At 39.7% G+C, this 26,341-nt stretch carries 17 protein-coding genes, 3 pseudogenes and 1 riboswitch; of the genes and pseudogenes, 3 read left to right on the top strand and 17 right to left on the bottom strand.

The annotated features are described in order from the left end of the window. The first annotated feature begins 13 nt into the window (after positions 1 to 13). Genes JCM15457_RS09515 through JCM15457_RS09505 form a run of 3 tightly spaced genes read left to right on the top strand, consistent with a single transcriptional unit; the run spans position 14 to position 2,931 of the window. Complete coding sequence (locus tag JCM15457_RS09515) at positions 14 to 436, top strand: PTS sugar transporter subunit IIA (protein WP_034989616.1); 423 nt, start codon at positions 14 to 16, stop codon at positions 434 to 436. Beyond that, the gene (locus tag JCM15457_RS09510) at positions 436 to 2,115 is read left to right on the top strand and encodes a glycoside hydrolase family 13 protein (RefSeq protein ID WP_034989614.1); all 1,680 of its coding nucleotides are present in this window, start codon (positions 436 to 438) and stop codon (positions 2,113 to 2,115) included. The genes JCM15457_RS09515 and JCM15457_RS09510 overlap by 1 nt, the downstream gene beginning before the upstream one ends. A gap of 57 nt (positions 2,116 to 2,172) precedes the next feature. Next, positions 2,173 to 2,931 carry a MurR/RpiR family transcriptional regulator gene (locus JCM15457_RS09505; protein ID WP_034989612.1) on the top strand — a complete coding sequence of 253 codons (759 nt, stop codon included), beginning with the start codon at positions 2,173 to 2,175 and terminating at the stop codon, positions 2,929 to 2,931. A 127-nt stretch (positions 2,932 to 3,058) separates the two neighbouring features. Here the strand turns inward: JCM15457_RS09505 and JCM15457_RS09500 are convergent, their stop codons facing one another. From JCM15457_RS09500 to JCM15457_RS09420, 17 genes and pseudogenes are all read right to left on the bottom strand, one after another. Beyond that, positions 3,059 to 4,171 (bottom strand): PQQ-dependent sugar dehydrogenase, encoded by a 1,113-nt coding sequence (locus JCM15457_RS09500; RefSeq protein ID WP_034989610.1) that lies wholly within the window; start codon positions 4,169 to 4,171, stop codon positions 3,059 to 3,061. 375 nt (positions 4,172 to 4,546) lie between these two features. Continuing rightward, on the bottom strand, positions 4,547 to 5,524 hold the full coding sequence (locus JCM15457_RS09495) for an FAD:protein FMN transferase (protein ID WP_051993447.1): 978 nt from the start codon (positions 5,522 to 5,524) through the stop codon (positions 4,547 to 4,549). Continuing rightward, entirely contained in the window at positions 5,517 to 6,638 is a 1,122-nt protein-coding gene (locus JCM15457_RS12185) for an NAD(P)H-dependent oxidoreductase (protein WP_051993443.1), read from the bottom strand. Before JCM15457_RS12185 ends, JCM15457_RS09495 begins: the two co-directional genes overlap by 8 nt. A gap of 27 nt (positions 6,639 to 6,665) precedes the next feature. Next, on the bottom strand, positions 6,666 to 9,080 hold the full coding sequence (locus JCM15457_RS09485) for an NAD(P)H-dependent oxidoreductase (RefSeq protein ID WP_034989609.1): 2,415 nt from the start codon (positions 9,078 to 9,080) through the stop codon (positions 6,666 to 6,668). Between the two features lie 249 nt (positions 9,081 to 9,329). Then, the gene (ade, locus tag JCM15457_RS09480; protein ID WP_034989607.1) at positions 9,330 to 11,012 is read right to left on the bottom strand and encodes an adenine deaminase; all 1,683 of its coding nucleotides are present in this window, start codon (positions 11,010 to 11,012) and stop codon (positions 9,330 to 9,332) included. 416 nt (positions 11,013 to 11,428) lie between these two features. Continuing rightward, positions 11,429 to 12,421, bottom strand: a complete 993-nt coding sequence (locus JCM15457_RS09475; RefSeq protein WP_034989681.1) for a LacI family DNA-binding transcriptional regulator — start codon at positions 12,419 to 12,421, stop codon at positions 11,429 to 11,431. A 170-nt stretch (positions 12,422 to 12,591) separates the two neighbouring features. Continuing rightward, positions 12,592 to 14,272: pseudogene (locus JCM15457_RS09470) on the bottom strand (glycoside hydrolase family 13 protein). A gap of 685 nt (positions 14,273 to 14,957) precedes the next feature. Next, positions 14,958 to 15,812, bottom strand: a complete 855-nt coding sequence (locus JCM15457_RS09465; protein WP_051993440.1) for an alpha/beta hydrolase — start codon at positions 15,810 to 15,812, stop codon at positions 14,958 to 14,960. Positions 15,813 to 16,452: 640 nt separating this feature from the next. Beyond that, complete coding sequence (locus JCM15457_RS09460; protein WP_235725672.1) at positions 16,453 to 16,971, bottom strand: GGDEF domain-containing protein; 519 nt, start codon at positions 16,969 to 16,971, stop codon at positions 16,453 to 16,455. Beyond that, the gene (locus JCM15457_RS09455; protein WP_034989604.1) at positions 16,941 to 17,558 is read right to left on the bottom strand and encodes a hypothetical protein; all 618 of its coding nucleotides are present in this window, start codon (positions 17,556 to 17,558) and stop codon (positions 16,941 to 16,943) included. The genes JCM15457_RS09460 and JCM15457_RS09455 overlap by 31 nt, the downstream gene beginning before the upstream one ends. A gap of 15 nt (positions 17,559 to 17,573) precedes the next feature. Continuing rightward, positions 17,574 to 18,314 carry an EAL domain-containing protein gene (locus JCM15457_RS09450; protein ID WP_051993438.1) on the bottom strand — a complete coding sequence of 247 codons (741 nt, stop codon included), beginning with the start codon at positions 18,312 to 18,314 and terminating at the stop codon, positions 17,574 to 17,576. 473 nt (positions 18,315 to 18,787) lie between these two features. Next, positions 18,788 to 20,768, bottom strand: a pseudogene (locus tag JCM15457_RS09445) (ABC transporter ATP-binding protein/permease). Positions 20,769 to 21,052: 284 nt separating this feature from the next. Then, positions 21,053 to 21,517, bottom strand: coding sequence for a 6,7-dimethyl-8-ribityllumazine synthase (ribH, locus tag JCM15457_RS09440; protein ID WP_034989602.1), 465 nt, complete (start codon positions 21,515 to 21,517; stop codon positions 21,053 to 21,055). A gap of 16 nt (positions 21,518 to 21,533) precedes the next feature. Further along, positions 21,534 to 22,735: pseudogene (gene ribA / locus JCM15457_RS09435) on the bottom strand (GTP cyclohydrolase II). 17 nt (positions 22,736 to 22,752) lie between these two features. Beyond that, entirely contained in the window at positions 22,753 to 23,352 is a 600-nt protein-coding gene (locus JCM15457_RS09430; protein ID WP_051993437.1) for a riboflavin synthase, read from the bottom strand. A 3-nt stretch (positions 23,353 to 23,355) separates the two neighbouring features. Further along, positions 23,356 to 24,417 carry a bifunctional diaminohydroxyphosphoribosylaminopyrimidine deaminase/5-amino-6-(5-phosphoribosylamino)uracil reductase RibD gene (gene ribD / locus JCM15457_RS09425; RefSeq protein WP_268870131.1) on the bottom strand — a complete coding sequence of 354 codons (1,062 nt, stop codon included), beginning with the start codon at positions 24,415 to 24,417 and terminating at the stop codon, positions 23,356 to 23,358. 151 nt (positions 24,418 to 24,568) lie between these two features. Beyond that, positions 24,569 to 24,704, bottom strand: a riboswitch (FMN riboswitch). 250 nt (positions 24,705 to 24,954) lie between these two features. After that, on the bottom strand, positions 24,955 to 26,310 hold the full coding sequence (locus JCM15457_RS09420; RefSeq protein ID WP_034989599.1) for a threonine/serine exporter family protein: 1,356 nt from the start codon (positions 26,308 to 26,310) through the stop codon (positions 24,955 to 24,957). Positions 26,311 to 26,341 lie beyond the last annotated feature (31 nt).

The raw sequence follows: 26,341 nt of genomic DNA, 5'->3' as shown, positions 1-26,341 counted from the left end.
AAGGAGATAAAATATGCGTAAAATAATTTTTGCTACTCACCACCGGATGGCTTCTGGATTGAAGGACACATTTAACTACATTGCTCCCCATGTAGCTGAAATCATCACAGTGGATGCTTATATGGATAACAAATCTATCGAAGAGCAGGTCAATGGGCTTTGGGAAGATGTCGCCGTACAAGATGAGGTGATCATCTTTACAGATCTTCTGGGCGGTTCTGTAAATCAAGCGTTTGTAAAATATCTCGCTCATCCACACACTCATTTAATTACAGGTGTTAATCTGCCCGTGATACTTACAATTTTACTGTCATTGCCCAAAGAAGATTATTTAGCACCTGAAGCAATAAGGAACGCCCTTACAGATGCTAAAACACAATTGATTTATGTTAATGATTATTTGACAGCTCAAGCACAAGATGAGGATGATGAGTAATGAACAAAGACTGGTGGAAAAAAAGTGTTGTCTATCAAATCTATCCTCAAAGTTTTAAAGATAGCAACGGAGATGGAATTGGTGACTTAAAAGGTATAATTTCTAAGCTGCCGTATCTGGCTGATCTTGGAATCGATGTAATCTGGTTAAATCCTATCTATTCATCCCCGCTTGTCGATAATGGGTATGATATCGCTGATTATTATCAGATAAATTCAATTTATGGAACTTTAGATGACTTCAAAGAACTTCTAGAAAAAGCACATCAATTGGGAATAAAAATAATTATGGATCTCGTTGTTAATCATACAAGCGACCAACACAGCTGGTTCCAAAATTCGAAACAAAACCGCTCTGGCAAGTATGCTGATTTCTATATTTGGAAGGATCCCCAACCCAACGGGGATCCCCCTAATAACTGGGGTTCAACTTTCGGTGGCTCCGCTTGGGAATACGTACCAGCAAGAAAGCAGTATTACTTGCATCTCTTCGCAAAACAGCAACCTGATTTAAATTGGGAAAACCCCGAAGTTCGTGCTGCGATTTATAAGATGATGCGCTACTGGTTTGAGCTCGGAATTGACGGTTTTCGGATGGATGTCATCAGTTTGATCAGTAAAAAGCAGCAATATCCAGATGCCCCTGCTGACCTTCCCTACACTAAAAATTATTATGCTGGGGCTTCAAATGGTCCGCGCGTACATGAATTCTTGCACGAGATGAATCAGCAGGTGCTTAGCCACTACCCAAGTTTGACTGTTGGCGAAACTGCAAATACTAACAGCAAGCAAGCACTTCTTTATACTGATCCCGAACGTCAGGAACTAAATATGGTTTTTCATTTCGATCATATGCACCTTGACTACGGGCGCTTCGGCAAATTTTCTAACGTCCGCTTCAAAATGAGTGATCTTAGACAAGTTTTAAGTGAGTGGCAGTCTAAGTTAGAAAAAGGCTGGAACTCACTATACTGGAGCAATCATGATCAGCCACGAGCTGTTACACGATTTGGAAATGATCAGGAATATCGAGTCGAATCTGCTAAAATGCTGGGAACATTGTTGCATATGATGAAAGGGACACCTTATATCTTTCAAGGTGAAGAACTAGGGATGCGTAATGTCCCATTTAAATCCCTTAATCAATATCAGGATATCGAGACGGTGAACATGATCAAAACACTACGTGCTGCTAAGATGAGTGAAGACTACATCAAACGTGTTGTTTTCTTAAAATCACGTGATAATGCCCGAACGCCAATCCCTTGGGATGCAACGAATGCAGCCGGTTTTACGACTGGCAAACCTTGGCTGGACTTTTCTCCAGACAATCAAAAAATAAATGTTAACCAAACTCTTGCAGATGAGAACTCCGTTTACTATCACTACAAAAAACTTATAGCACTTCGTAAGAAGTATCCTGTGATAATTAACGGCAGCTACGCGTTATTAGACCCCAACGACTCAGCAGTATACAGCTACACGCGTACCAGTAAAAGTGAAAGGATCATCGTTATCTGTTCTTTCTCTAGCTTTAACGTTAACTTTAAGGTCCCCACTGCAGTGCTGGGGGAAAATAGTCAATTGTTGTTGAGCAACTATTCAGATTCGCCTAAAGAATTGATCACAAAAGTTGTTTTGCGTCCTTATGAAGCATTAATTTATCACCAAAAGCTGTGATTATCTTGCTGCTTGACTATTCATGTTACACTATTGGTAGTTTAGGGGGTATGTTTGATGAACTTTGACCAACGCTTACGATTGCATTATGATTCGCTATCAGATAACGAGAAGGAAATGGTTAAGTTTATCCAAAACCATGCTGCTGAAGTTGCTAATTACTCAATCACTGCCTTAGGCGAAAAGACCCTTTCGTCCAAAAGTTCGGTCCTACGTTTGTCGAAGAAACTGGGTTTCCGTGGTTATTCAGAACTCAAATTCATTTTGAAGCAGTCCCTCGCCTCTAATAACTTCGAACCTGCCGACCTAGTGGCTGAGCTGCAAAATGATATTCAGAGAACCTTTCAATACGTCAGGCAGGCTAACTTCCAGCTATTGCTAGACAAAATGAAAGAAGCGGACACATTAGTTTTATATGCGACCGGTTTTTCGCAAAACAATGCGACCAAGGAGTTTGCAAACGACCTATTCATTTCTGGGCGACCCAATTTTTTGATTGAGGGCGAGTCTAATTTCAAAATCATTTCAAATAAGCTTGTACCACAAGACCTAGTAATAGTCACTTCCTTGAGCGGAAATACCCCTGGAATACAGGATGCTATAAAAACCTTGAACATAAACCATGTGCCCTTATGTTCGGTCAGCTCGTTCGGAACCAACTATCTAACCGAACACGCTGATTATTCTTTATATTATGAAGCAGGTCTATTGCCTAATGTTAATGGGCAAGATCCGATCTACTCAATGACTTGTTTAAATCTGATCTTATCTATCTTAAGCAGAAAATATAAAGAATTCATTTTATTTGATGAATGACTATTAGTCCAACTGTGCTATTCACGAAAAAAGAGCCTTCCACCTTTGTGTGGCAAGCTCTTTTTTATGTCATAAAGACTTCTGCTTCTGAGTCCAATGTGCCTTCTAAAAATTTTTTATCGGCAAATTACTTTTTAATCGAAACAGACATCACTCGATCATCTCTGGCTCCAGGGTTTCCGCGACCATCTGTGTTATTAGTGATGAACCATAATTCATTTTTGGGTGAAACTGCAACATCTCGAATACGCCCATAGTGACCTGAAAAATACTCAAATGAGCCCTGCAAAGCGGAGGTTGCAACCGCACGCAGAACTGTGCCACGTAAATTTGCAATAAACAGTATTCCATTATAAAAAGTCATGCCGCTGGGACTTGCTTCTGCGGGAGCCCACTGCTGCACTGGATCAACAAAGCCCTGTGCATTTGCCTTTCCTTCATGTGTCGGCCAGCCATAGTTGCGTCCTGGTTCGATTTTATTCAATTCATCCCATTTATTTTGTCCAAATTCAGTTGCATACATCGTTCCATCTTCTGACCATGCAATTCCCTGCGGATTGCGATGACCGTAACTGTAAACAAGTGAATTCTGAAATGGATTATCTTCTGGGACATCACCATTGGCAGTCATACGTAAAATTTTTCCGCCCAAAGAGTTTCTTGACTGAGCACTGCTTGGAACGCCTGCATCTCCGGTAGTTGCATATAGCATTCCATCAGGTCCGAACGCTATTCGACCGCCATTATGATTGGCTGCGTGTGGAATGTTATCAAGTATCACTTTCGCTTCACCCAGTTGAAGTGCCCCTTTGCTGCCAATTATAGAATAGCGCGCGATTTGGTTGTCCGTAGCCGTTGAATAATAGACATACAAACTGTCGTCCTTGACTGTCATGCCTAATAGGCCACCTTCTCCATTATGTTCAGCCGCAGAAATCTCGCCGACAATGCGGCTTTTCCCATTATCTAAAATCTCCCGCACTTCTCCACTATCTCGCAAGCTCACTAAAACGCTATCATTAAAAAATACTAACGACCACGGTGCTTCTAAGTTATTAGCTCTCATTCGCGGTTTACCAACTAATCTAGCCCTTCTATATGGCCCTGGCACGCTTGTAGGAACCGTCTCTTTTTTGTTACTAGTATTATTGACACTAGTTCTATTCCAAACAACGAAAGTAACTGCTGCTGCGACAAGAACTGCACCTATTACGCCTAAAATGATGTAGATTTTTTTCATGTTTCTTCACCATCCCCATCTTTTTGCAGAGCTGAGTTGCTATCCTTTCTTTATACTTCCATCATACCTGCTATATCCGGAAAAAACATTTTTTCTGCTGTAACAGAATCATTCTTATTTTTATCCACTTAAAGCTCAAAAGAAGAGGGGCTGTGCCAAAAGTTAAATTTGGCACAGCCCTTATTCTCATTCCGTATAAACGTGTTCCATAAGCCAAAATTCTCAGTCTAACTTCGAATTACTCATAGCAAAGTACTCGCTATGTTCGTAATTTCGAGTTATTACTCAAATTTTCCCGACTTATGTCACACTCCCTGCTATTATCGCTTATAAACGTATTCGAAGGATCAATCCTTTGTCCCACATTACGCTATTTTATCCGCCTAAACCATTTACGTCGCCAAAACCGCAACATTGTACTCTGTGATCTCGATAAACAAAAACTGCCCCGTACAAATCAGGTCGTTCCTTTTGCCAATCTTCAGGCATACTTCCCGCAAAGAAAAGACGTGTCGATTCAATTTCACCTACAAGCGAATCCCGTGTAAAAACTGTCACACCAACCAAATCAGTCTCCAATGGATTCCCTGTTCGCGAATCTAAAATGTGATGATAATTTTTTCCAGCCGTTTCAAAATAACGCTCATAAATTCCCGAAGTAACTGCTGAACATGGACCAATTTTCTCGATTGCCAACGGTTTTCCTCTTTTTTGCCACGGATTTTGAACCCCGATACGCCATTTAGCATCTTCATGCAGTGGGCAAGTACCAACCGTCAAAAGGTTCCCGCCTAAATTAATGATGCCTGCTGTAATTCCATGCGCATCCCATAGACTGCGAACACGATCAGCAATATAGCCCTTGGCGATTCCACCCAAATCGAGCTCCATTCCAGCATCTGGTAAAAAAACAGTCATATTTCTGTCATCTAATATTATTCGCGTGGGATCAATTAGGACCATTTTTTTTTGAATTTGTTGCTCACTAGGGATGTTTGCTCCTTCAAAACCGATCTGCCACAGTTTAACTAGTGGCCCAATCGCAACATTAAAGCCACTATTTTCCCTACTAGCTGCTACCGCCCTTTTCACAAGCTGGTAAACTCCCGTTGAAACCTGAACTGGTCCTTTTCCTGCTGCATGATTGATTGCCATAATCTCAGAATTATCACGGTTGACCGTCAGTTTATCCTCATAGCACATTATCAAGCGGTAAGCCTCATCCAAAATTCGATCAGAAATAGTTCCAAAAGCTGTCAGCGTGACAGTTGTACCAAGGGCATAAAAAGTTTTTTCCACACTCTGTCGTGCTAAATCAGCTATTATCCCTGCTGTGAAACGGTTCTTATCCATGATTGCTTCCATCATTCCAGCTATCATCATGCTGCGAAGCACCTGTTACTGCATCTGTTGTTTCAACTTCTTTATTCTCTTCAATATTTTGTGAAGCACTCGCAACAGCATCGCTCTTTCCCTCAAACGCTCCTGTCTCTAGTAAGTTTTTGAGGTGAGTCACATTGCCAGTAAGCTCCATGGTCCCTAGATATTTATTATTTTTATCGCGCACGGCCAAATACTGAGTGTAAACCAAATGCCCTTGTGCAACAAAACAACGTTCAACCTGATCTTTTGTCCCAGATCTAAAATCAGCTAAAATCTTCAAAACAGCTGGAACAGCCTGCGGTGGATGACAATCTTTGACTGGTTCTCCTAAATCATCAACAGAACGAGCATGTTCCCGTTGAAGCTTATCGGAAAACCACGCAAAATTATCATCTGCATCAATAAAATCCAACTCAAATGGCAATGTACTGAATAACTGTTGAATCTCAAGCAATTTCAGTCTGCCTGTTGGGAATTGAACCGTTGCATCACTAAAAAAAGGTCGCTGCTCAGCATCAAAAATCGCACCACCCTTGGTATCTTCTCTAAGAACTCTAATATAGTTCAAAAACTCATTAAAACAACTGTCCAGCAGCTGAATGGCCTGTTGGTCTCCCAACTGTCCCTCTTTATCGAAAGCTTGGGCAACACTGCCTAGCAAAAATTCATTACCTGGCAACACATTGGCATTGACATCCGGTGAAGCTAAAATCTGTCTTAGATGCTGCTGTGCTCTTGATGAACCTTGGGGGCCATAAGAGGCTCCCACTATCAAGACAGGTTTTTGCTTCAGGGGATCAATTTCATAGGAAAGCCACTCAATTGCACTTTTTAAGGGTGCTGGAATAGAGTGATCATACTCAGGGCAAGCAAAAATCACACCATCTGCCCTTGAAATTTTGTGAGCCAGCTGTATAATTCGAGGTTCTTCCTTGACAGGCAGATCCTCACAAAAAGGCGGTAGTTCATTGATTTCACATACTTCAATTGCTGCGGTTTTTGAAAAATGCTGCCGCATATAATGCAGCAAAATTCGGTTATAGGAAAAATCTGCATTTGTTCCAACGATCGCGACTAATTTCATCTTGGTCTACTCCTTTCTAACATAATCCTACTTTTGATTTTCTGTTTTAATCTGACTCAGAGCATCTTTAACAGCTGCTTTCAAAGCCCTGCTAGTTGCGGAAGCACCCGAGACTGCATCAACTTCATAAGTGTTGCGAGTCACCATTTCCTGAGGGATTCTTTTAAGTGCTTCTGCACTGACATCTCCGCTTTCGCTCTGCTTTAATATCTCCACATCTCGCAACTTTTGCTGTTCATCAATGGTCACTCGCACTAAAAGTTCGCCGCCGATTCCCGCATTGCTGCGACCAAGATACTGGTTTTTCTCAAGTTTAATCTCGGTACTAGAAGGCTGCAGATCACTGGCTATCGCAAAGTCAGCAGTCGCAGTTTTTTCATCATCTTCAAATGTGGCTTTAGCTATGTCAGCTTTGGGTAAAGCTGCATTCTCACCTGCAATTTTCCCGAAAATTAAGCATTCTGCAAGATTACCACCGCCATTATATTGATTAGCATTTATTCCGCCAAATTCACCCGCACTGTAAAGGTGAGGGATTGATGTCCCCGTCGCACTCACAACTTCTGCTCTTTCATTCCGTTGTGCCCCGCCTTGTGTATTCAACATAGCCGTTGCAAGCGGGGTTGCATAAAACGGTCCTGTTGTTGTCAATGGCTTCATTGATTCAGCTGAACGTCCAAATGCAGCATCAGTACCAGTTCGTGCAGCTTCATTAAAGTCTTTGAGCGTTTTTTCTAAAACAAGCGGGTCAGCGTGTATCTTAGTAGCCAATTCATCCAAGTTCTCTGCCTTCACTGTTATCTCGAAGAACTTCGGATAAGGAAGTTTGCGAGATTTGATCTTGTTACACTGTGCTTCATCAAAAACAAGGTGTGGATGCTCATATACTGTCGGATTGTGCCAGCTGCCATGCTCATACGCATGTCCATGCCGCCCCTGTTCATCCTCACGCAAATAACGGCTTCCATCGTCCGCTGCTACAAAAATACTGCCCTGCGATAATTCAGGCCAAGGATCTAGTATAAACTTGCCACGCTCTTCTTCAGAATTTTCAAAGGTAAAACTTGTATTGAACCCGTAACCTTCGTAACTTTTCATATGCCATAGAGCAGCTCCCGCTTCCTGAGCCATCTGGATCCCATCACCTTTGTTATACAGGGTACCAATTACTTTAAGCTTAGGCACACCAATGAAGTTTTGAATATATTGCTGATTATTTTCAAATCCTCCTGTTGCTAAAACTACTCCATTGCGAGCACGAATGTTGACCAAACTATCACCACGCTGAATCTGTGCACCTAAAACAGCTTTTGTAATCGGATCTTGCACCAGGTGTTTAGCTGGTGAGGCAAACCAGACATCCACTTGATTGCTGCGATCAGTGACTTGCTTCCGTAGGTTCTTCCACAATGCAGCATCAAAGTAACCATCATGAACAGTCGTCAAATCGACTGTGTCCGCTCCTTCAAACTCTGGATACTCTGGTGACAATCCATTGGCAAAAGCCTGATAATCTGGATCTCGATGTGTTTTGTTATAGCTAACTGGATGTTCGACACCCAAATAATTCTGGAAGTATTCCCTCATATGGACTATTCCATCAACATAGGTTGAAAGTACTTTTTCATCAATTTCAATTGGTCCAAACAACTGTTTAAAGTAAGCCAGCATTTTATCGTAATCATAACCCGTTAAGACAACTTGCCCAGCATAACGCGTATTGCCGCCTTCATGTCCTTCTGGGGCCGCATCTACCAAAAGTACTTTTGCTCCTTTATCAGCCGCAAAACGAGCTGCAGTAGCACCAGCTGCCCCAAAACCTAACACAAGTACATCATATGCTTTATCCCAGCGTACCCCGCCATTTTCATGTTGCGTTCCTTTTTTAGTAGCTGATGCATTTTGATGTATCTCGACAAAGTTCAAAAACTCGTTGAAACAATCTTCCAAAAACTTGATTGTTTGCTGATCCTTAATAACGCCATTATCATCAAAAGCTTCCTTAACATTTCCAAGCAGAAACTCATTTCCTGGAAGTACTTTGGCATTTACACCCGGTGTATCCAAGATTTGACGCAGGTGGAGCTGAGCCCGCGAAGATCCCTGTGGGTGGTATGAAGCTCCGACAATCATAACTGGCTTATCATTGAGTGGATGAACGCGATATGATAACCATTCAATAACGCTTTTCAATGGTGACGGGACCGAATGATTATGCTCAGGGCATCCAATTATCACTCCATCACTCGATTCAATCTTAGCTGCTATTTTTTGGACAGCTTCTGGATCATTTTTTGGAACGTTTTCATTGAACATCGGTATATCTTTTATTTCACAAATATCAACAGTAGCTTTATCTGAAAAGTGATCTTTAATGAAACGTAATAGAATCCGATTGTACGATAACTTAGCGTTCGTACCAACGATTGCGACAAAATGCATAGCTTTTTCCTCCTCATTGACACCGTTTACTGAATTATATCACTTGAACAAAAAATAACATACAACAATTGATAAAGTGAAAATAAATTAACAATTTTTGTTTGATTATACTCAATACAATTGAAACTCTGAAGGGAAATACATCAGCCTTTACTGACTTACTCACACTTTACCTTTGGTATCTTTTATTCAAATCCTCATAAAAAACACTTTTAAAAATATTTAAAATATGTGTACTGTTAGGTCACATTAATACTGATGTTCTGCAATTTCAACATCAATAAACTTGCCTTGATCAAAGTCATATAATCCCTGATCCGTCAACTTTAGGGAAGGAATAACCGGTAGCGTTAAAAAAGACAATGTAATAAAAGGATTGAAGCTGACTGCTTGCGGATTGCTGATCTTTCTGTAAGCATTCATGATATTTTCAAGATCACGTGCGGCTTCCGTATATGGTTTATCGGACATCAATCCTGCAAGCTTCAAAGGCATACAGGCACTAATACTACCTTGAGATGCAACAGCAATCCCGCCACCACAAACGGTAATTTCCTCTATAGCAGCATAGATAGAAGCATCATCAGTTCCGACAGCAACAATGTTATGAGAATCATGTGCAACAGTAGTTGCAATGGCTCCACTTTGAAGTGAGAATCCACGAACCAGTCCTATCCCAAATGTCCCCAAATCATGATGGCGTTCAACCACGACCATCTTGGCAATGTCTTGCTGTGGATCATCTACAAAAAATCCATTGGTACAAGAAACCTTTTGTTTTAAGTGCTCGGTTACAATATGATTAGGCTTTATTCCAATAACGTTGCAGTAAGGATTTGAAAGAGGCAGTTTTAAATCTGATAATTTTAAATGATGCCGTACCGTATTTCGTTTAAATGGCAAGGGGGCACTTGAACTCTCCGCTACCCACCTCCCCTTCTTCATTGTCTTCTTCACGATTGCCTTTTGTAAATCCTCAACAACAAGAAGATCCGCTTGATATCCGGTGCTTAAGGCGCCTAAGGTATCCAATTTGTGCGCACAAGCTGCATTGTAGCTTGCCATTGTATATGCAGTTTCGGCCCTGATTCCCTTTGCGATTGCTAGCCTTACACAATAATCAACGGAGCCTTCCGCTACAATATCGTTTATCAATTTGTCATCTGTACATAGAGCAAATCTTTGCGCATTTCCCTCGTTTACAATTTCGATCGTATGCTGCAGATCGCGTTCAACAGATCCCTCTCTGAGAAAAACATAAAACCCTGCCGTAAGTCTTCGCTGGGCATCCTCAGCACTCGTACATTCATGATCTGTATCAATACCAACTTGACGATAGACATCTAGTTGAGCGGAATTCAAGCCGGAACCATGCCCATCAACATGATATCCTAAATGTTGTGCATCATGAATCTTGCGCATCATCTTGGGGTCGCGTCTGGCAACTGCTGGATAGTCCATTACCTCAGCTAATCCATTGACCTCCTTATACTGATAAAGAGGGTATAAATCCTGTGCCTCTAGAGTTGCACCATTATGTTCAAAAGGTGTGCACGGAACCGAGGATGGTAACATAAAAAAGATGTCTAACGGTGTTTGTGCCGCGTCATCAAGCATATATTTTATTCCAGCAACACCGCAAACATTTGCAATCTCATGCGGATCAGTCACGATTGCTGTAATACCTTTTTTTAGAAGGACTTTACCTAACTCACTAGGGGCAACCATTGAACTTTCGATATGAACATGTGCATCAATCATCCCTGGGACAATATAGGCATTGTGCACATCAATGATTTCAACAGCTTCCAATGCAGCATTGCCAGAAGCAACGATCATTCCATGATCGATCCATAGCGTTTTACTTTCAAATTGACGACTAAAAACATTCAATATGCGTCCATTCTTGATACATTTTTCTACTTTCTTCATACAGATAAAGACCTCCTTGACTCATATGTCAATTATATATAAATTTTAAATTTAAAAAAGGTCAAATTCTGCCTATACTATATGTTTCAATTACCCTTTTAGTACTTAACCACAAGATTATGCATAGTCAAAATCAGACCATGTTCGTAAAGTGTAGTTAGTGCTCAAAACCTAACGGCCAGCGACAACCCACCTTCATTAAAGTTGTCAGGCTGGATCTTTTTAAAAATTAAGTACTAACGCGAAATTATGAATATAGCGAGTTGAGTAAAACGGAGGATTTTGACTTATGAAACACGTTTATGCGGAATAAAAAAAGAGTTAAGTTAAAATTTGTCTTTTAACCCAGCTCCCTTGTTATTAAGTTATATTTTTACTTCAATTATATTTATCGAATCTGTATTCTAAAATAAATATCAGGATTCAGCCTGCTTAGTCGTTTGCCCCTGTATAAAGGAAACTGGCAATACTAAAGGTTCATACATCTCATTTTGTGTATTATTTTTGCCAATCAACTGTTGCTGCAAGCTTTTGAATGCCTGTCTTGTGATTTCGGTGACAGGCTGTTTAATTGATGAGACCACAACCTGCTGCCGTGGATAGACTCTAGCTCCATCAAAACCAATGAGCTGAACCTCTTCAGGTACTGCAATCTTCCTTTGCTGCAGCAAATACCAAAAGTCACTGACATATTCATCAGAATCTGAAAAAACACCATCATATTTGAATTTTTTATCTGTCACTTCACTTTCAATAAAGTAACGAAAATCATCTACAAAATTAGCCTTGTTTTGCGCAACAAAACGATCATGCTCGATTTTATTATCCTCACAGTAATCCCTGAAACCCTGTTCCCTAATCTGGGAAACATCCTTCACGGGTGCTTTCGAAATAAATAGCAATTTTCTTGCACCTAAACTGTATAACTTTGACGCTGCCAAACTGCCACCATGATAATTATCTGATGTAATTAATGGAAAAAAATCAGCCACTTTGTTTTCAAGTGCTACTAAGGGAATATCGGGCGGAACCAATTCTCGAATATCTGCATACGACATCGTTATGATTCCTGCCACTTTTTGTGTTTTTGCCATTTGGATATACTCAAATTCCTCTTGCGGACGGCTATTGGAGTTACAAAGAATCATTTTATAGCCATTTTCCTTTAAAACTTGCTGCATGCAATAACTCAATTCAGAGAAGAACGGTGTGTCTACTCTTGGAATAATAAGCACAACATAGCTTGATCGATTTGTCTTTAAAGTCCGCGCTGCAGCATTCGGCACATAATTCAATTTCTTAATTGCGTTTTCAATTCTTTCTTGGGCCGCTGGGCGTACTTTAAGACCATTTATATAGTTTGAAACTGTCCCCCGTGAAACACCGGCCAAACGTGAAACATCATTCATATTTGCCATTTGATAGCCTCGATCTGAAAACACAACCCAAGTCGTACGCTGCAGCTTTCTTTCTTTCGGTCCTTGCATTTCTTACCATTTTTAACCCTCCTCAAAAAACATCCAAAAAGACATATCTTTTTGGACAGTAACTTCTTCTGTCCACCAATCTGCCCAGATTACTAATACATATATACTTTTACTTCGTAAGGCCGCAATTTTTTACCGCAGTCATCCTCATAGTTCTTAACCAATAATTCATTGGAACTCGGTATGTCATAAACACGTTCAACATTCTGCGCCGTGAAGTTAGCTATGACCAATATTGTCCGTTCTTTTAATTTACGTGTGTAAGCAAATACCGCCTCATCTTTTTCATTTCCTGACATCAACTCAAAATCACCTTCTATGATAATGGGCAGCTTATGTCTTAATTCAATTAAATGTTGATAGAAGTAGAAAACTGAGTTTGAATCTTGTAAAGCAGCTTCCGCATTGATTTTCTTATAATTTTGGTTAACTTTTAACCACGGAGTATGCTCACTGAAGCCTGCATTTATACTCGTGTCCCACTGCATCGGAGTCCGAGCGTTATCGCGCGAACGCGCTTGCAGATATCTGAGCATTGTTTGACTATCTACAAGCTTAGTTTGTTCTACCAGTTCATGATATGCGTTAAGCGACTCAATATCTTGATAATCTTTTAAACTTTCGAAATTCGTATTGGTCATCCCCAGTTCTTCACCCTGATAAATATAAGGAGTTCCTTGCATAAAATGCAACAGTGCTGCCAGCATCTTGGCTGAAAGTACACGATATTCAGGGTCAGCATTGCCGAAACGAGAGACAATCCGTGGTTGATCATGATTATTCCAATATAAACTATTCCAAGCTTTTTTAGCCAAACCTTTTTGCCACTTAACTAAGTTATCGCGCAATTCACTTAGAGAGACCCGGCGATCATCCCACTTGCCAATTGCCGGATTTTGATTTTTATCCAGCCCCATATGTTCGAATTGAAACACCATGTTCAATTCAGAGCCGTCCAGGCCAGCATATTTCAACGCTTCCTCAACAGTTACACCTGCTGTCTCACCTACAGTAATCCAATCATATTTACTCAAAACCTGTTGGTTCATCTCACGCAGATATTCATGAACGTGTGCACCATTGGCAACAAGTGCACCAGCATTACCATAGGGAGCATTTCCTCTTTTGGGGGCATCTGGAAGTCCCTCTGGCTTAGAAATAAATGAAATGACATCCATGCGAAAACCATCAATTCCTTTATTTGCCCACCAATTCATCATTTCAAAAATAGAATGACGTGTATTTGGATTATTCCAATTCAAATCAGGCTGCTCCTTAGCAAATAAGTGAAGGTAGTATTGACCTGAATCTTCATCGTACGTCCAAGCTGGTCCCGAAAAAGATGATCCCCAATTATTCGGTTCATGCCCATTGACTGAGTCACGCCAAATATAATAATCACGGTATGGATTATCCTTTTTCTTCGCTAAACTTTTCTGAAACCATTCGTGTTCAAAAGAGCTGTGGTTGACTACAAGATCCATCATAACTTTTAAACCAAGCTCATGTGCCTTCTTCAAAAGTTCCTCAAAATCCGCCATGCTTCCCAAAACTGTTGATTGCTTGGTAATCCGAAATGTCATATCCGCCATCGATATTTGAAGTTTTATAAATTGGATTAAGCCAGATCACATCTACACCTAATTTTCTTATATAACCCAATCTTTTTGTTATGCCTTTTAAATCACCGATACCATCATTATCACTGTCCTGAAAACTTTTAGGATAAACTTGATACACCACTGCTTTTTGCCACCATTTGCTTTTCGTCATCTAAAATTCTCCTTTTCAATAGTTGGAACGTTCCAAGTTTCAATAAAAAGAGTATAAATTCTTTTTCAATTCAACGCAAGCGTTTTCTTAAATTTGTTGAAATTACCGTATGACTTTATAGATTACTGCGCCATCATCGACAGATACTGTTTTACACCCACTAGCCGTGCAAGTCCGAAGAGGCCTTAGTAGAGTGGCATTGGGATTAATCGTAGTTTCCTTTTAGCCTTATCCATAGACCGGACTGGAACCATGTTTTTTCGTGGTTCAAACCATATCAGAGTCAACTGGTAAGGTGCAATTATCCTTGGCTAAATGTGAGAAAAGGAGTGTGACAAAGTCAATAAAATCTGAGTACTATCGTGAGATTGCGAACACAGCAAGTGATTTATTATAAATAACTCAGTAATTCAAGGTAGACGAAGGATTTAGGCTTATAGAACACATTTATACGAAATAAATAAAGGAGCTGGTCAAAATTTAGCTTTTAACCCAGCCCCGCCTGTTTCAGATTAAAATACACATACTAATGTGTTTCGATAGTCAGTTCTTTCCGCCTAACCGTAAAATTATTCATAGTCGAAATTCGACTATAGTTGTATTCTGCAGTTAATGCTCAAAATCTAACGACTATTTGAACATCCTCTTATGCATTCTAAATTATTTAGTTAAATGTTCAATTCGGTCAATTCCAAAGAAAGTCTCCAACAATTTTATTGACCTGATTATTTTCATGCAGTTTGCTGTGTTGTGCGTTAGGTCCCTTGATCTCAATTTCCTGATAACTCCTATAACGGCCGCGCAGTAAGTATTTTAACGATCTTGCTGATACACGTGAAACATCACCATCAGAATTGCTGCCATCCTCTAAATTTCCAAAAATATTAAGCACCTCTACTTGACCTTTTGGAAAATGTCTTCGTTGTCCCAGTTGATACCGATAGTATTCATTCAATCGTTCGGGTCGCCCATTCTTCAGAAGACTATTTTTATTGGGTGTATCATCCATACCAATTATTCCGTCAAAGTGTCCCGCAATATTCACTTCTTTTCGCAACTTGGGTAAACTTTTTGTTTCACCATAGTTCAGTTCGTAATACATGAGTGTCAAATTTCCCATTGAATGCGCTACGGCGTTAAAATTTCTTATGCGATAGCGTTCCTTCAAAAGCAAGAGCACATTTTTAAGCCATTTACTAGTCAGTTGGTAGTTATTTTCTTTATTGTCTCTAAAAACTACCTGAACTACTGGGTGCTTGTCATGCTGCATCCATCTGCCGAAAAGCCTGACATTACCTCTTCTCGAAACAATCGCCGTCAAAACCTTCTTTGCGTGGTTATGTTTTTCGGCATAGGCAATCATACTATTCGTTGAGCGTCCAGAGGCTCCCCATCCATGCAGATAAAGTGTCGGCGTACTCTTAGAACGGTTTCCAGTTTGAACACTAATATATTTGAATCCTATATATCCTATCATACACAAAACAATCGCGACTGCAGTAATAACTAATCCTAATCTTTTCGTGAATTTGATTTTCAAAGCACCACCTCGTTTTTTAATTTTACTATCTGAACTTCTATATTGTTTCTAATAATTTCTGCCGTTGTTGTAAAGCAGCCCTTATCAAGGAATTACCGATTCTATGTAGGACATTATAGACCTATGCGTTAAAAAGACACTTTAATTTTAATATAAAAAATGCTTAACAATCAACCCTCGTATGTAAGATAACGGAATGAATCAGTCTTTATGAAGTTTCACGTGAAACTTGGCAAAATTATCTCACTTTTCATATTTCGGGACTAAATAACACAACTAGATAAATGTTGACAATTAATCAAAAGCCAATTGTAGTATTGTAGCAATTAACTAATAATTAGCGGATAATCTTATCATTCCTAATATCTGGCAGCGAAACCCTCCCACTAATATTCAAAATCTGACCATTAAAGTAGGTCACCCTAATACAACAGGAGGGCTAGGTCAAAAATAGATTTTGACCTAGCCCTCTCTGTTTTAAGTTGGAATATACAAATTAACGTGTTTCAATAATCGACCTTTCCTGTTTAACCATGCGATTGCCCATAGTCAAAATCAGGCAGTTAATGCCCACAACCTGACAAGATTGTTGCCACACAAAGTACCCAGCTGACTCTTAATATAGTCAGAATTAAGAGTTTCAAAAGTGACAATCAGGACATACTATTCTTCCCTTGCCACTTTTTTTGGCTATATAAAGTGCTGCATCAGCGTTTCTAATCATCAAAAGAATATCTTGCTCACTATCCTTAGTTGAAGCTAAGCCAGCAGAAAACGAGAGGATCAATGTTTGACCGCTTTTGGTGAGAAAAGGCCTTTGATGCAAAGCTTCCTGAAACTCATCCATTTTTTCAAAACAGCGCTCAGCAGAATAATTTTTGATAAGTAGACAAAATTCTTCTCCCCCAAAACGGAATAACCATGTTTCAGCTGCAAAATTTTTTTTAACAAAATTATACAAGCTGCGCGCAAAAAACTTTAAAGCTTCGTTACCGTCCAAATGACCATAAGTATCATTTACTAGCTTAAAATGATCAAGATCAATCATTACAGTGAGCCAGTCCCCTTGCGGTTCAAATTTTAATTTTTCAATAAACCTGCTGTAAGCATTGTAATTATATAAACCTGTTAACTTATCGTGTGATTCTCTTCTTTCAATTTGAGCCAGTTTTCTCTTCTCCGCCTCATGCTGCGCATGTACAAACCTATAAAAATGTTAATCAAACAACTTCCAAGTGCTACAAAAAACATATCGCTGAAAGAATAAGCTCTCTCTGGATACATTGTTGCAAAAATCCAAGGTATAGATGTGTTAACAAAAACGTTAATGAAAGCATAACCAACCAATGTATGTTTTTTAGATATTTTTTCAATAATACTAACGAACAGCAATACTCCTGCAGAAATAGTCAATGCTAGTAACAGCCGTCCAAAATTCGTGCTGTCATTAATGGATAGGTAGATATTAACTGTAAAAGCAGATAGAAACAGCATCACTATTCCATATTTTTTATTGATAAAATAGGCTGCGATTGCTAGAACGTACTGGTAACAAACAAAACCGACATTATTCATTGCAAAGGAAACAATAAAATACTGATGCGTAATAAACAACAAAACGACCATTATAAAGAAAATAGGTCGCTTTAGCTTTTGAAAAATCTTAGCATAAAAAACGTATTTGGCAAACAGAAGACTAACTATCATTATTGGCATTAATAAAACTAAAAATATAAACTTATCCACTACACCACAACTTCTCTAACCCAGACTATCTACTCCCTCAGGAACTTGCCAGTAGAAGCCTTGCTGCAGGCAATAACAGCTGTCTTCCAATAGTTTACCTGACATTTCCTTAGTTTCGATACCTTCAACGACAATTTCCAGCTCGTATTCCTTCGACAGTTTGATCCAAGACTTCAAAAAATTAAGTTCTAATTGATCATCCATATTATTAAAGCAAACCATCGAGAATTTAAGTCGATCTATGTTTTGGTAATTTTTAACGACCTCTCCCAAGCTATTCTGACCGCTGCCGACATCATCAAGTGCGACTTTATAGCCTAGACTCTTTATTTTACTCAAAGAGCTCTCCAAAATTATAGCATTTTTAGAAGAGTATTCAAAATACAAAGGTGCTCTCTCTGTAATTTCAATTATAAATTGATCGCTGTACAGGCTTAATTTTGAAAAAAAGTCCCATGTGCTCTGATAGAATAACTGTTGCGGTTCTATATTTATATCAAATCTTTTTTGTGGAAATCGAAGTGCCAGTTCGACCACCTCTTCAGCAAACCACGTTAAAAAAATACCGTTTTGCTTTTCATTTTTTATTATATTTTGAAACCTATCTTTGGGGAAACGATGATCAGCAGCTCTTAATAGAATTTCATAGTCGACGATTTTAGGGGATCCTGCTGGACATATTTTAAATATTGGCTGAAAAACTAAATAAAAATCTTCGACCAACTCACACTTATTTCTGGTTATATCTTCAATCATATTTTTGTCCTCTCCTCATCCCTCATTTTTTCGGTTTAATCTCTTGGGTAAGCTATGGTTAAAAGAGCTTCTTCTAAAACTACTGTTCAGAAAGAACTACTTCATCATTTCTCTATGTCAAGCGTACGCCTGCTTAATTGAACTCATCATAATAATCAAAAATAAAGCGCTCACTCTTTTGAATCTATTATAACCCTATCTAAGATCCATGCTAAAAAAGCGGCTCTTATTTTTCAATTTTTAATGTGTATATTATTCGTGATAAAGTTAATATTTATTACTAACCACTTAACATTGTGTACTGTTTAAAAACTTGCATCTTAAATTTTTAGTTTTATTATTAGTTGAACTACCTTGCCTATATTCTCAATCGGTTTATAGGCTTGTGTTGTTAACACTTAATATAATAATAAGCGCACAAAAAACCCGCAAATGAAGGATAAACTTCACTCGCGGGAAAACAGCGTTATTTTCTAGTCTGCTGCCAATGCATCAATCGTATTTAGTTTGGCTGCCTTTCTAGATGGCACAAAGCTTGCCACTAGTGCAATAACTAGACTGATAATAATCGCGAAAATGACATTTCCAACTGAGATTTGCACTATGTCATATTTGATTAATCCATGAAGTGCCATATTCATCAAAAACTGTCCGACATATGCTGCTACCAGTCCTACTACCGCTGAAATCATTCCGATCATCAAGCTCTCACTCGTGAATAACTTACGAATGTCTTTAGCTCGTGCACCTAATGCTCGTAGCACACCGATCTCTTTGGTTCGTTCTGAAACAGACATGTAAGTCGTCACGATAATCATAATTGCTGATACAATCAGTGAAATACCTGCAATCGCTGCTAGTACATACGATGCTAAACTTGTAATCGTGTTAATTGTATCCAAGACATCTCCTATGGATATTCCTACAAAAGCACGTTTACCATCAATTTTTATTGCATTTACCTTTTTCACAACTGATTTAACATTTTCTGCTTTATCGACTGCAATTGATGCCATGTTAGCTTCCGTAATAGCTCCTGCTTTATCAAGCGCAGCTTTCGTAGTCTGATAGTCGGTGCTGAATATTGCTCCTGCCTGACCGCCTTCAGCAACTCCCGCTACCTTTAACGTATCGGTAACTTGGACCGGCATATTTTCGCCATTGAAGGCCATATATTTGAGCGTTACTTTTTTACCAACAACTGATTTCCAATTGCTATCAATCTTTTGGGCAAATGTTTTATCAATAACTATTTCATTTTTACCAGGTTTATGACCTGCTTTAATCGTTTTACTGGAGATTGCAGGTGTCCAAGTCTGCAATTGCGAGCCCTGTACACTGGTCTTATTATGAGTAAATGAAGCATTATTGAACTGGTAGCCCTTGACAACATCATTCACGTGGGCAATCTTATCAATTTTTTCCAAAGACTTAGCCGACAGCGTTGTTGCCTTATAATCGGTTGCCATTTTTTGCATTGTTTCCTGTAACCGTTCATTATTCGAAGCTTTATTGTCAGTCGTTACATTTTTCATTACTGTCGGGTACTTCGGATTGGCCAGTTGATTTACTTGGTCGTTGATATAGCCCTTTATGCCGTTACCCAAACCTAAAAATAAGATAACAGAGAAAATCCCAATCGCGGAACCCAATGTAATCAAGAAATTGCGCAACTTGTTAAAGCGCACGTGATCAAAAGCCATATTCCAAATTGTGCGCGCAGCTAATGGTTTGGAAACAACTTCCTCTGACTGTTCTTTGTTTGGAAACTTATCCTTCAATGTTTTCTCTTCATCGATCTTTCCATCTGACATATGGAGGATACGTGTCCCATAATCGGCCACCTCTTGTGAATGCGTTACAACAATTACAAGTTTTCCATCTTTGGCTATACTTTCTAAAATTTCTAAAACGTCTTTTGTATTAACAGCATCAAGTGCACCAGTAGGTTCATCTGCAATAATGATGTCTGGTGATGATGCCAGTGCACGCGCAATTGCGACACGCTGCTTTTGCCCGCCGGATAACTGATTTGGATATTTATTTATATGTTCCTTTAATCCAACTTGATCCAACAGTTCAACTGCACGTTTTTTGCGCTCTGCACCCGATAGCTGTCATATTCAAACTTGTCATGACATTTTCCAAATTAGTTTGATAATTAATCAGGTTAAAACTCTGAAAAATATAGCCGATTGTCTTGCGTCGATAAAGGTCAAGCCTTTTTTCTTGTTTATGATCAAGAACTTCGCCATTAACTGCAACCGATCCAGCAAAGTCACGATCCAGACCGCCAATAATGTTCATCAGCGTTGACTTTCCACCACCAGATTCTCCTAAAATGGAAACGAACTCGCCTTTGTCAAATCCAAGATCAATACCTTTTAAAACTGGAAATTCTTCTTTGCCTAGATAATAAGACTTGTGAATGTCTTTTAATTCCAAAAATGCCATTATTAACCTTCTCCCCTATTGAGTGTTCTTTAAAAATAACATACCTCCGATGCCGTTGTCATCTTGTACACCGTTGCACTGCTCAAAAGCACATAAACTTTATTCTGTCATCGTAAACACCCCAACCGTCTTACCAGCAGCTGATTAGCCAGGTTATAATGTTGGTTTTCTAAAACAGAAACATCCACAATAGTATATCTAATTATTGCCATTCACAATTTTTTTGCAAAGATTTTAAGAAAACTTATTCTCACAAATATTTAGACCAGTGACAAACTTTAAAGTTAGCGCAATTGTTTTCTGAGATTTATCAATTCAAGGATATCATTAGCAACCTCGCTACCCTTATTTCCGGCTTTTCCACCTGCTCGCTGCAAAGCCTGTTCAATTGTTTCAGTCGTCAAAACACCAAAAACAAGCGGTGTTCTACCCGTCAATGCCAGTGTTCCAATACCCTTTGAGACTTCATTGCAGACATAATCATAGTGACTGGTTTCACCACGAACAACTGCTCCTAAAGTTATAATTCCCTCATATTTACTTGATTCATCAAGCAATTTGACAATAGCGGGTATTTCAAAAGCTCCTGGAACCCAAACTATATCAATATCATCTTTAGAAACTCCGTGCCGGGTCAAGGCATCTAAGGCTCCCCCTAATAGCTTGTTTGTTACTAATTCATTAAAACGTGCTACAACGATTGCGACCTTTGCCTTCTTAACTGTTAAATTTCCAACATATGTTGTCATAATCTTAACTCCTTTTCTAAATTAAATGCAGTTCATGATGAAACTTATCTTTCTTGGTTCTCAAATACTTTATATTTTCAGCTTGTGGTTCAGTTTCGAGCGGTACCTGTTCTACAACTTCAATACCATAATCCGCCAAAGCCTTAACCTTTGCCGGATTATTGGTCATTAGGCGAACTCTTTTGATTTTCTGATCGTGAAGAATGGCTGCTGCGATACCATAATCCCGTTCATCGGGCTCAAATCCCAGCTTAACATTAGCATCATATGTGTCATACCCAATCTCTTGCAGTTTATAAGCCTTGAGTTTATTCAGAAGTCCAATACCACGACCTTCCTGGCGCAAATACAAAACAGCTCCTCTGCCTTCTTTTTGAATCTTTTTCATTGCCTTGTGCAGCTGTTCACCGCAATCACAGCGCTTCGAGCCCAAAATATCACCAGTAAAGCACTCGGAATGTACCCGCAAAAGTAATGGCTGCTCAGACGAAAGTTCACCCTTGCTCAGCAATAGTTGTGTCTGATCATCAGTAGTCGAAACGTAGCCCGTTAAAGAAAAATTTCCTTCTTTTGTTGGCATCTTCACTGGATCGATTGCAGTAACTGCATTTTCGTTAAGACTGTAACGATAAGCGATTATTTCTTGGATAGTGATCAATGTCAAATCTAGTTGTTGAGCTAATTGTTTTAACTGCGGCAATCTTGCCATCGTCCCATCAAGATTCAAGGTTTCACAAATGTAAGCAACAGGCTTGCTATCGGCCATTAATGCCAAATCAACTGCTGCTTCTGTATGACCTTGCCGTTTCAGCACACCGCCTTTTTCAGCGATCAACGGGAAAATATGCCCCGGGTGCTCAAAATCTGTTGCTTTAGCCTTGGGATCGCATAAAGCTTGGATAGTCTTGGCTCTGTCAAATGCGAGATGCCAGTGCTAGTGGTCTTGTGATCCACACTAATCGTAAACGCCGTTTTAAAACTCTCTGTGTTATGCGCAGTCATCAGGTCCAGCTCTAAATGTTCTGCAACATTCCGTGCCATAGGAGCACATACGAGTCCGCGTCCATGAGTAACCATCATGTTAAGTGTTGCTCCGGTTGCGAATTCCGCTAACCCGACAAAATCACCTTCTGCTTCTCGTTCCTGGTCATCAACTACTAAAATAAGTTTCCCCTTTTTTAAGTCATTGATCGCTTTTTTTACTAGCCTATTATTCATAATTATTAACACCCCACTTAAAATTTGCTTGTTTGCATTTGTCTTTCAATATATTTTGCCAAGACATCAGTCTCCAAGTTTACAACGGCACCGATTCTTTTACCCGCCAATGTCGCTTCCTGCTGAGAATGGGGAATCAATCCCACCTTAAATTCACGTTTATCTGCATGGATGATCGTTAAACTGATTCCATCAATCGCAATCGAACCCTTAGTAACTATCTGTTTCTGCAATGCAGGAGGCATTTTGAACACCATTATTAACGCGGTCTGCTCCTGGTACCGTCGCAAAACACTCGTTGTCTGATCAACATGTCCCAAAACAAAGTGGCCATCAAAACGCCCATTAACAGGAACAGCCCTCTCCAGATTCACAAGATCACCCGTCACCAGCTGACCCAGACTAGTAACCCGAAAAGTTTCCGGCATAACATCAGCTGTAAACCCAGCTGCTTCTTTGGCAGTAATTGTCAGGCAAACCCCATTCACAGCAATACTGGCACCTATTTGACTAGCACATAAATTCATTTTTTTAGCGGCAATACTCAAACGAATCGTTTCTCGTTTCTGCTCAATGTTCTGCACGGTGCCGATATCTTCAATGATTCCGGTAAACATTTTTTACCTCCTTAATGAAATCCTTAATGCATTTCCGACCTGTTTTCTTTCTGTCAACTTTAACTCTAACAAGCTGTGGGCAGCACGTTCAGACTGAAATGCTGACAAGCTATTTCCACCAGCTAATTGATTAATTTGATAGACAATAAGTTGCTGCATTAATGGAACATCTAAAAAAGCATCCTGAATTCTTGCCCCACCCTCAACTAGCAAGGATTGTATTCCTTGCTGAGCTAGCTGCTGCACAATTTTTTTAAGCGTCCATTTAGACTTGAAAAATACCTTGACTGAGCTGGTCGCAAAGCGCGCTATCATCTTTTCATTTTCTGTGAATATCCATGTTGCTGCATCATCATTCATAATCTTATACTTACTCGTAGTTCTTCCGCTTCTATCCAAAACAACACGGACTGGTGGATACTTTAATTTCATGCTTCTAACTGTCAACAACGGATCATCTGCAAGAACTGTGCCACTTCCGACTACGATTGCTTGATAATCCGCCCGCAGCCTTTGCACATTCTCAAAAACTGTCTCATCAGTCAGATAGGTCCTGTGGGATCGTGCTAAGCTGATTCGTCCGTCCAAAGTCTGGGCAACTTTCAATGTGATGAAGGGCCGTTTATTTTGGTAGAAAAAGTTGTAAAACTCATTCAACTCGCGCGCCGTCTTCTCTACTGCCCCTACATGAACCTCCACACCATGCTCTTTTAAATATTTGATTCCATGACCGGCGACTAACGGGTTAGGATCTTCTTGGGCGATATAGATTTCTTTCACGCCTCTTCTAACGATTTCACGACAGCATGGAGGGGTCTTGCCAAAATGAGAACATGGTTCCAAAGTAACAAACATCGTCGCCCCGCTAATGCTTTCTTGCGCGGAAACATTATTAAAAGCATTTATTTCCGCATGCTCATAGCCAAATCCCAAGTGATGCCCCGATCCGATAATCCGATCTTCTTTTACAATGACTGCACCAACCATAGGATTCGTATAAGTCAGATACCTGCCCTTCTTGGCTTCCGTTAGAGCCATTTTCATAAAAAATTCAGCCGATTTGATAACTGCTCACCCTCCTTTAAATAAAAAAAATGCCCCGCAAATGCGGGGCATTAGGAATTATCTTATCCATAGTCTAAGATATACTGTTTCCTTGGTACTTTCTCGATATAAAACAGTATTCATCAAAGCAACTTAAATAAACTATCATTGCTTTTTTCTTCTCCCATCCAGACTTTAACTGTCGGTTCTAGACTCTCACTAGATCCACCGCTATAAGCGGGTCACGGACTTCAAGCTCTAAGCTTGTTACCGTCGGTCGGGAATCACACCCTGCCCCGAAGATTCATATTCAATTTTACAATTGCCATTATGTCTTGTTTTCAATAAATTGTCAATTACTTTTGCTTTTTTAGTTACTTATTTTCCGATACCCATGTTACTCACTGCTACCAGTTACCTAGTTGAGCCGTCTACTTAAATGTCGGCAGGCCCTATAAAAAGTACTCTCTTAATTAGCTTCCTTGCTTTCAAACGTAAGTATCTTTGAATGCAATAAAATCCTGTCTATCAATTATTGACAGTAAATCCCCTTGTTGCTCAGTTAAAATGCCGCCAGTCTTTGTCCAGCAGTACGCGCGCCACAAAAAGGCCTAGCGGGAGGAAAATAATAATCATAATTGCCTTGGTCAGCCAAAGAGCCCCAACACCGATCGCATTAGAACCGATGTTGTAGACTGCACGGTATATATACAGTCCCGGTACCATTATGACGATTGAAGGAACTGTCAGTGATATCCGCGGATAACCATTATAATGATTGATGACTGAAGCAATCAAACCTGCTACCAGCGCACCTACAAAGGCTGCGGCACTTGGAGGGATTGCCGTCAGATCCACTAACTCCAGCCTCAATGTATTAGCTACTGCGCCAATACATCCCGCGGCAGTCGCCATTTTGGGTGAACTGTTAAACATAATTGAAAAACCAAAGACCCCACAAAAACTAGCCGGAATTCTAAGCAGTAGAATCATCAAAGGTGATAAACCGAGCGTTAAAAAATTCCCTGGCCTGAGGTGAACCATCAAGGCTACAAGCCAGCCAATCAATGCTGCTACCAAGGTAACCATGATTGCATACGCCAGCCGTTCTAATCCTGAACGCATGTCCAGCTTTGAAATATCAAGTATACTGGTAATAAATGGAAACCCTGGGATTACAAATAACATTGCTCCAATATAGCCAGCTTCATGCTGCACGAGTATTTGAAAAAAAGTTTTAAAAAAAGTAAATATGCATAAATATGCCAGACAAGCAATCGCCACACTTACAGCAATGCTGATAAGTGTTGTGACATGTCTCGCATTCATTTTGCTGCGTGTCCAATTACCGATACCTGCACCCACAAATGAACAAATCATCTCAGAAATCCCGCCACCAAGCAGAAAAATAAAGGAACTGCATGCCAAAGCCGCGGCCAACCCAGCAATTAACGGTGAGTAATTGCCAGTTTTCCTTTGAATATTATCCAGTGCCAGGTGCACTTGCTTGACTGTTAAGGAAATGGATACTGTTTCAAAATTATTTACAAAATGTTCCATGTCATTCAACTTATCGGTGTTAACACCAGTATTAGGAAGTGACAGTACTTGTGTACAGCTTCGCTCATCATCAAAACATGTAAATTCCAAAGAAATCAATCCGATATCTGCCGAACAAGTTAACTTAAGTGCGCGCGAAACCTTATTCATAGCTTCACGGACCCGCCAAGCACCAGTTCCACAGGAAAGCATCAAGATACCCACACGTCCCACAATCGAAGTACGCTCTTTCAAACTAGCATCTTTAACAAGAATATTATCGTTAACAATAAAATCTTTCCAGTGTATTGTCATATGATGCCGTCGTGATATTCTATATTTTTTCACTGTCCCATTCTCATCCATATTATCCATAGTTCCCCCACCATTATTTTAGTTTTAAAAC

This window comes from Liquorilactobacillus sucicola DSM 21376 = JCM 15457, from assembly GCF_000612445.1.
Taxonomy (GTDB): Bacteria; Bacillota; Bacilli; order Lactobacillales; family Lactobacillaceae; genus Liquorilactobacillus; species Liquorilactobacillus sucicola.
This window is presented reverse-complemented; position numbering and strand designations above follow the sequence as displayed.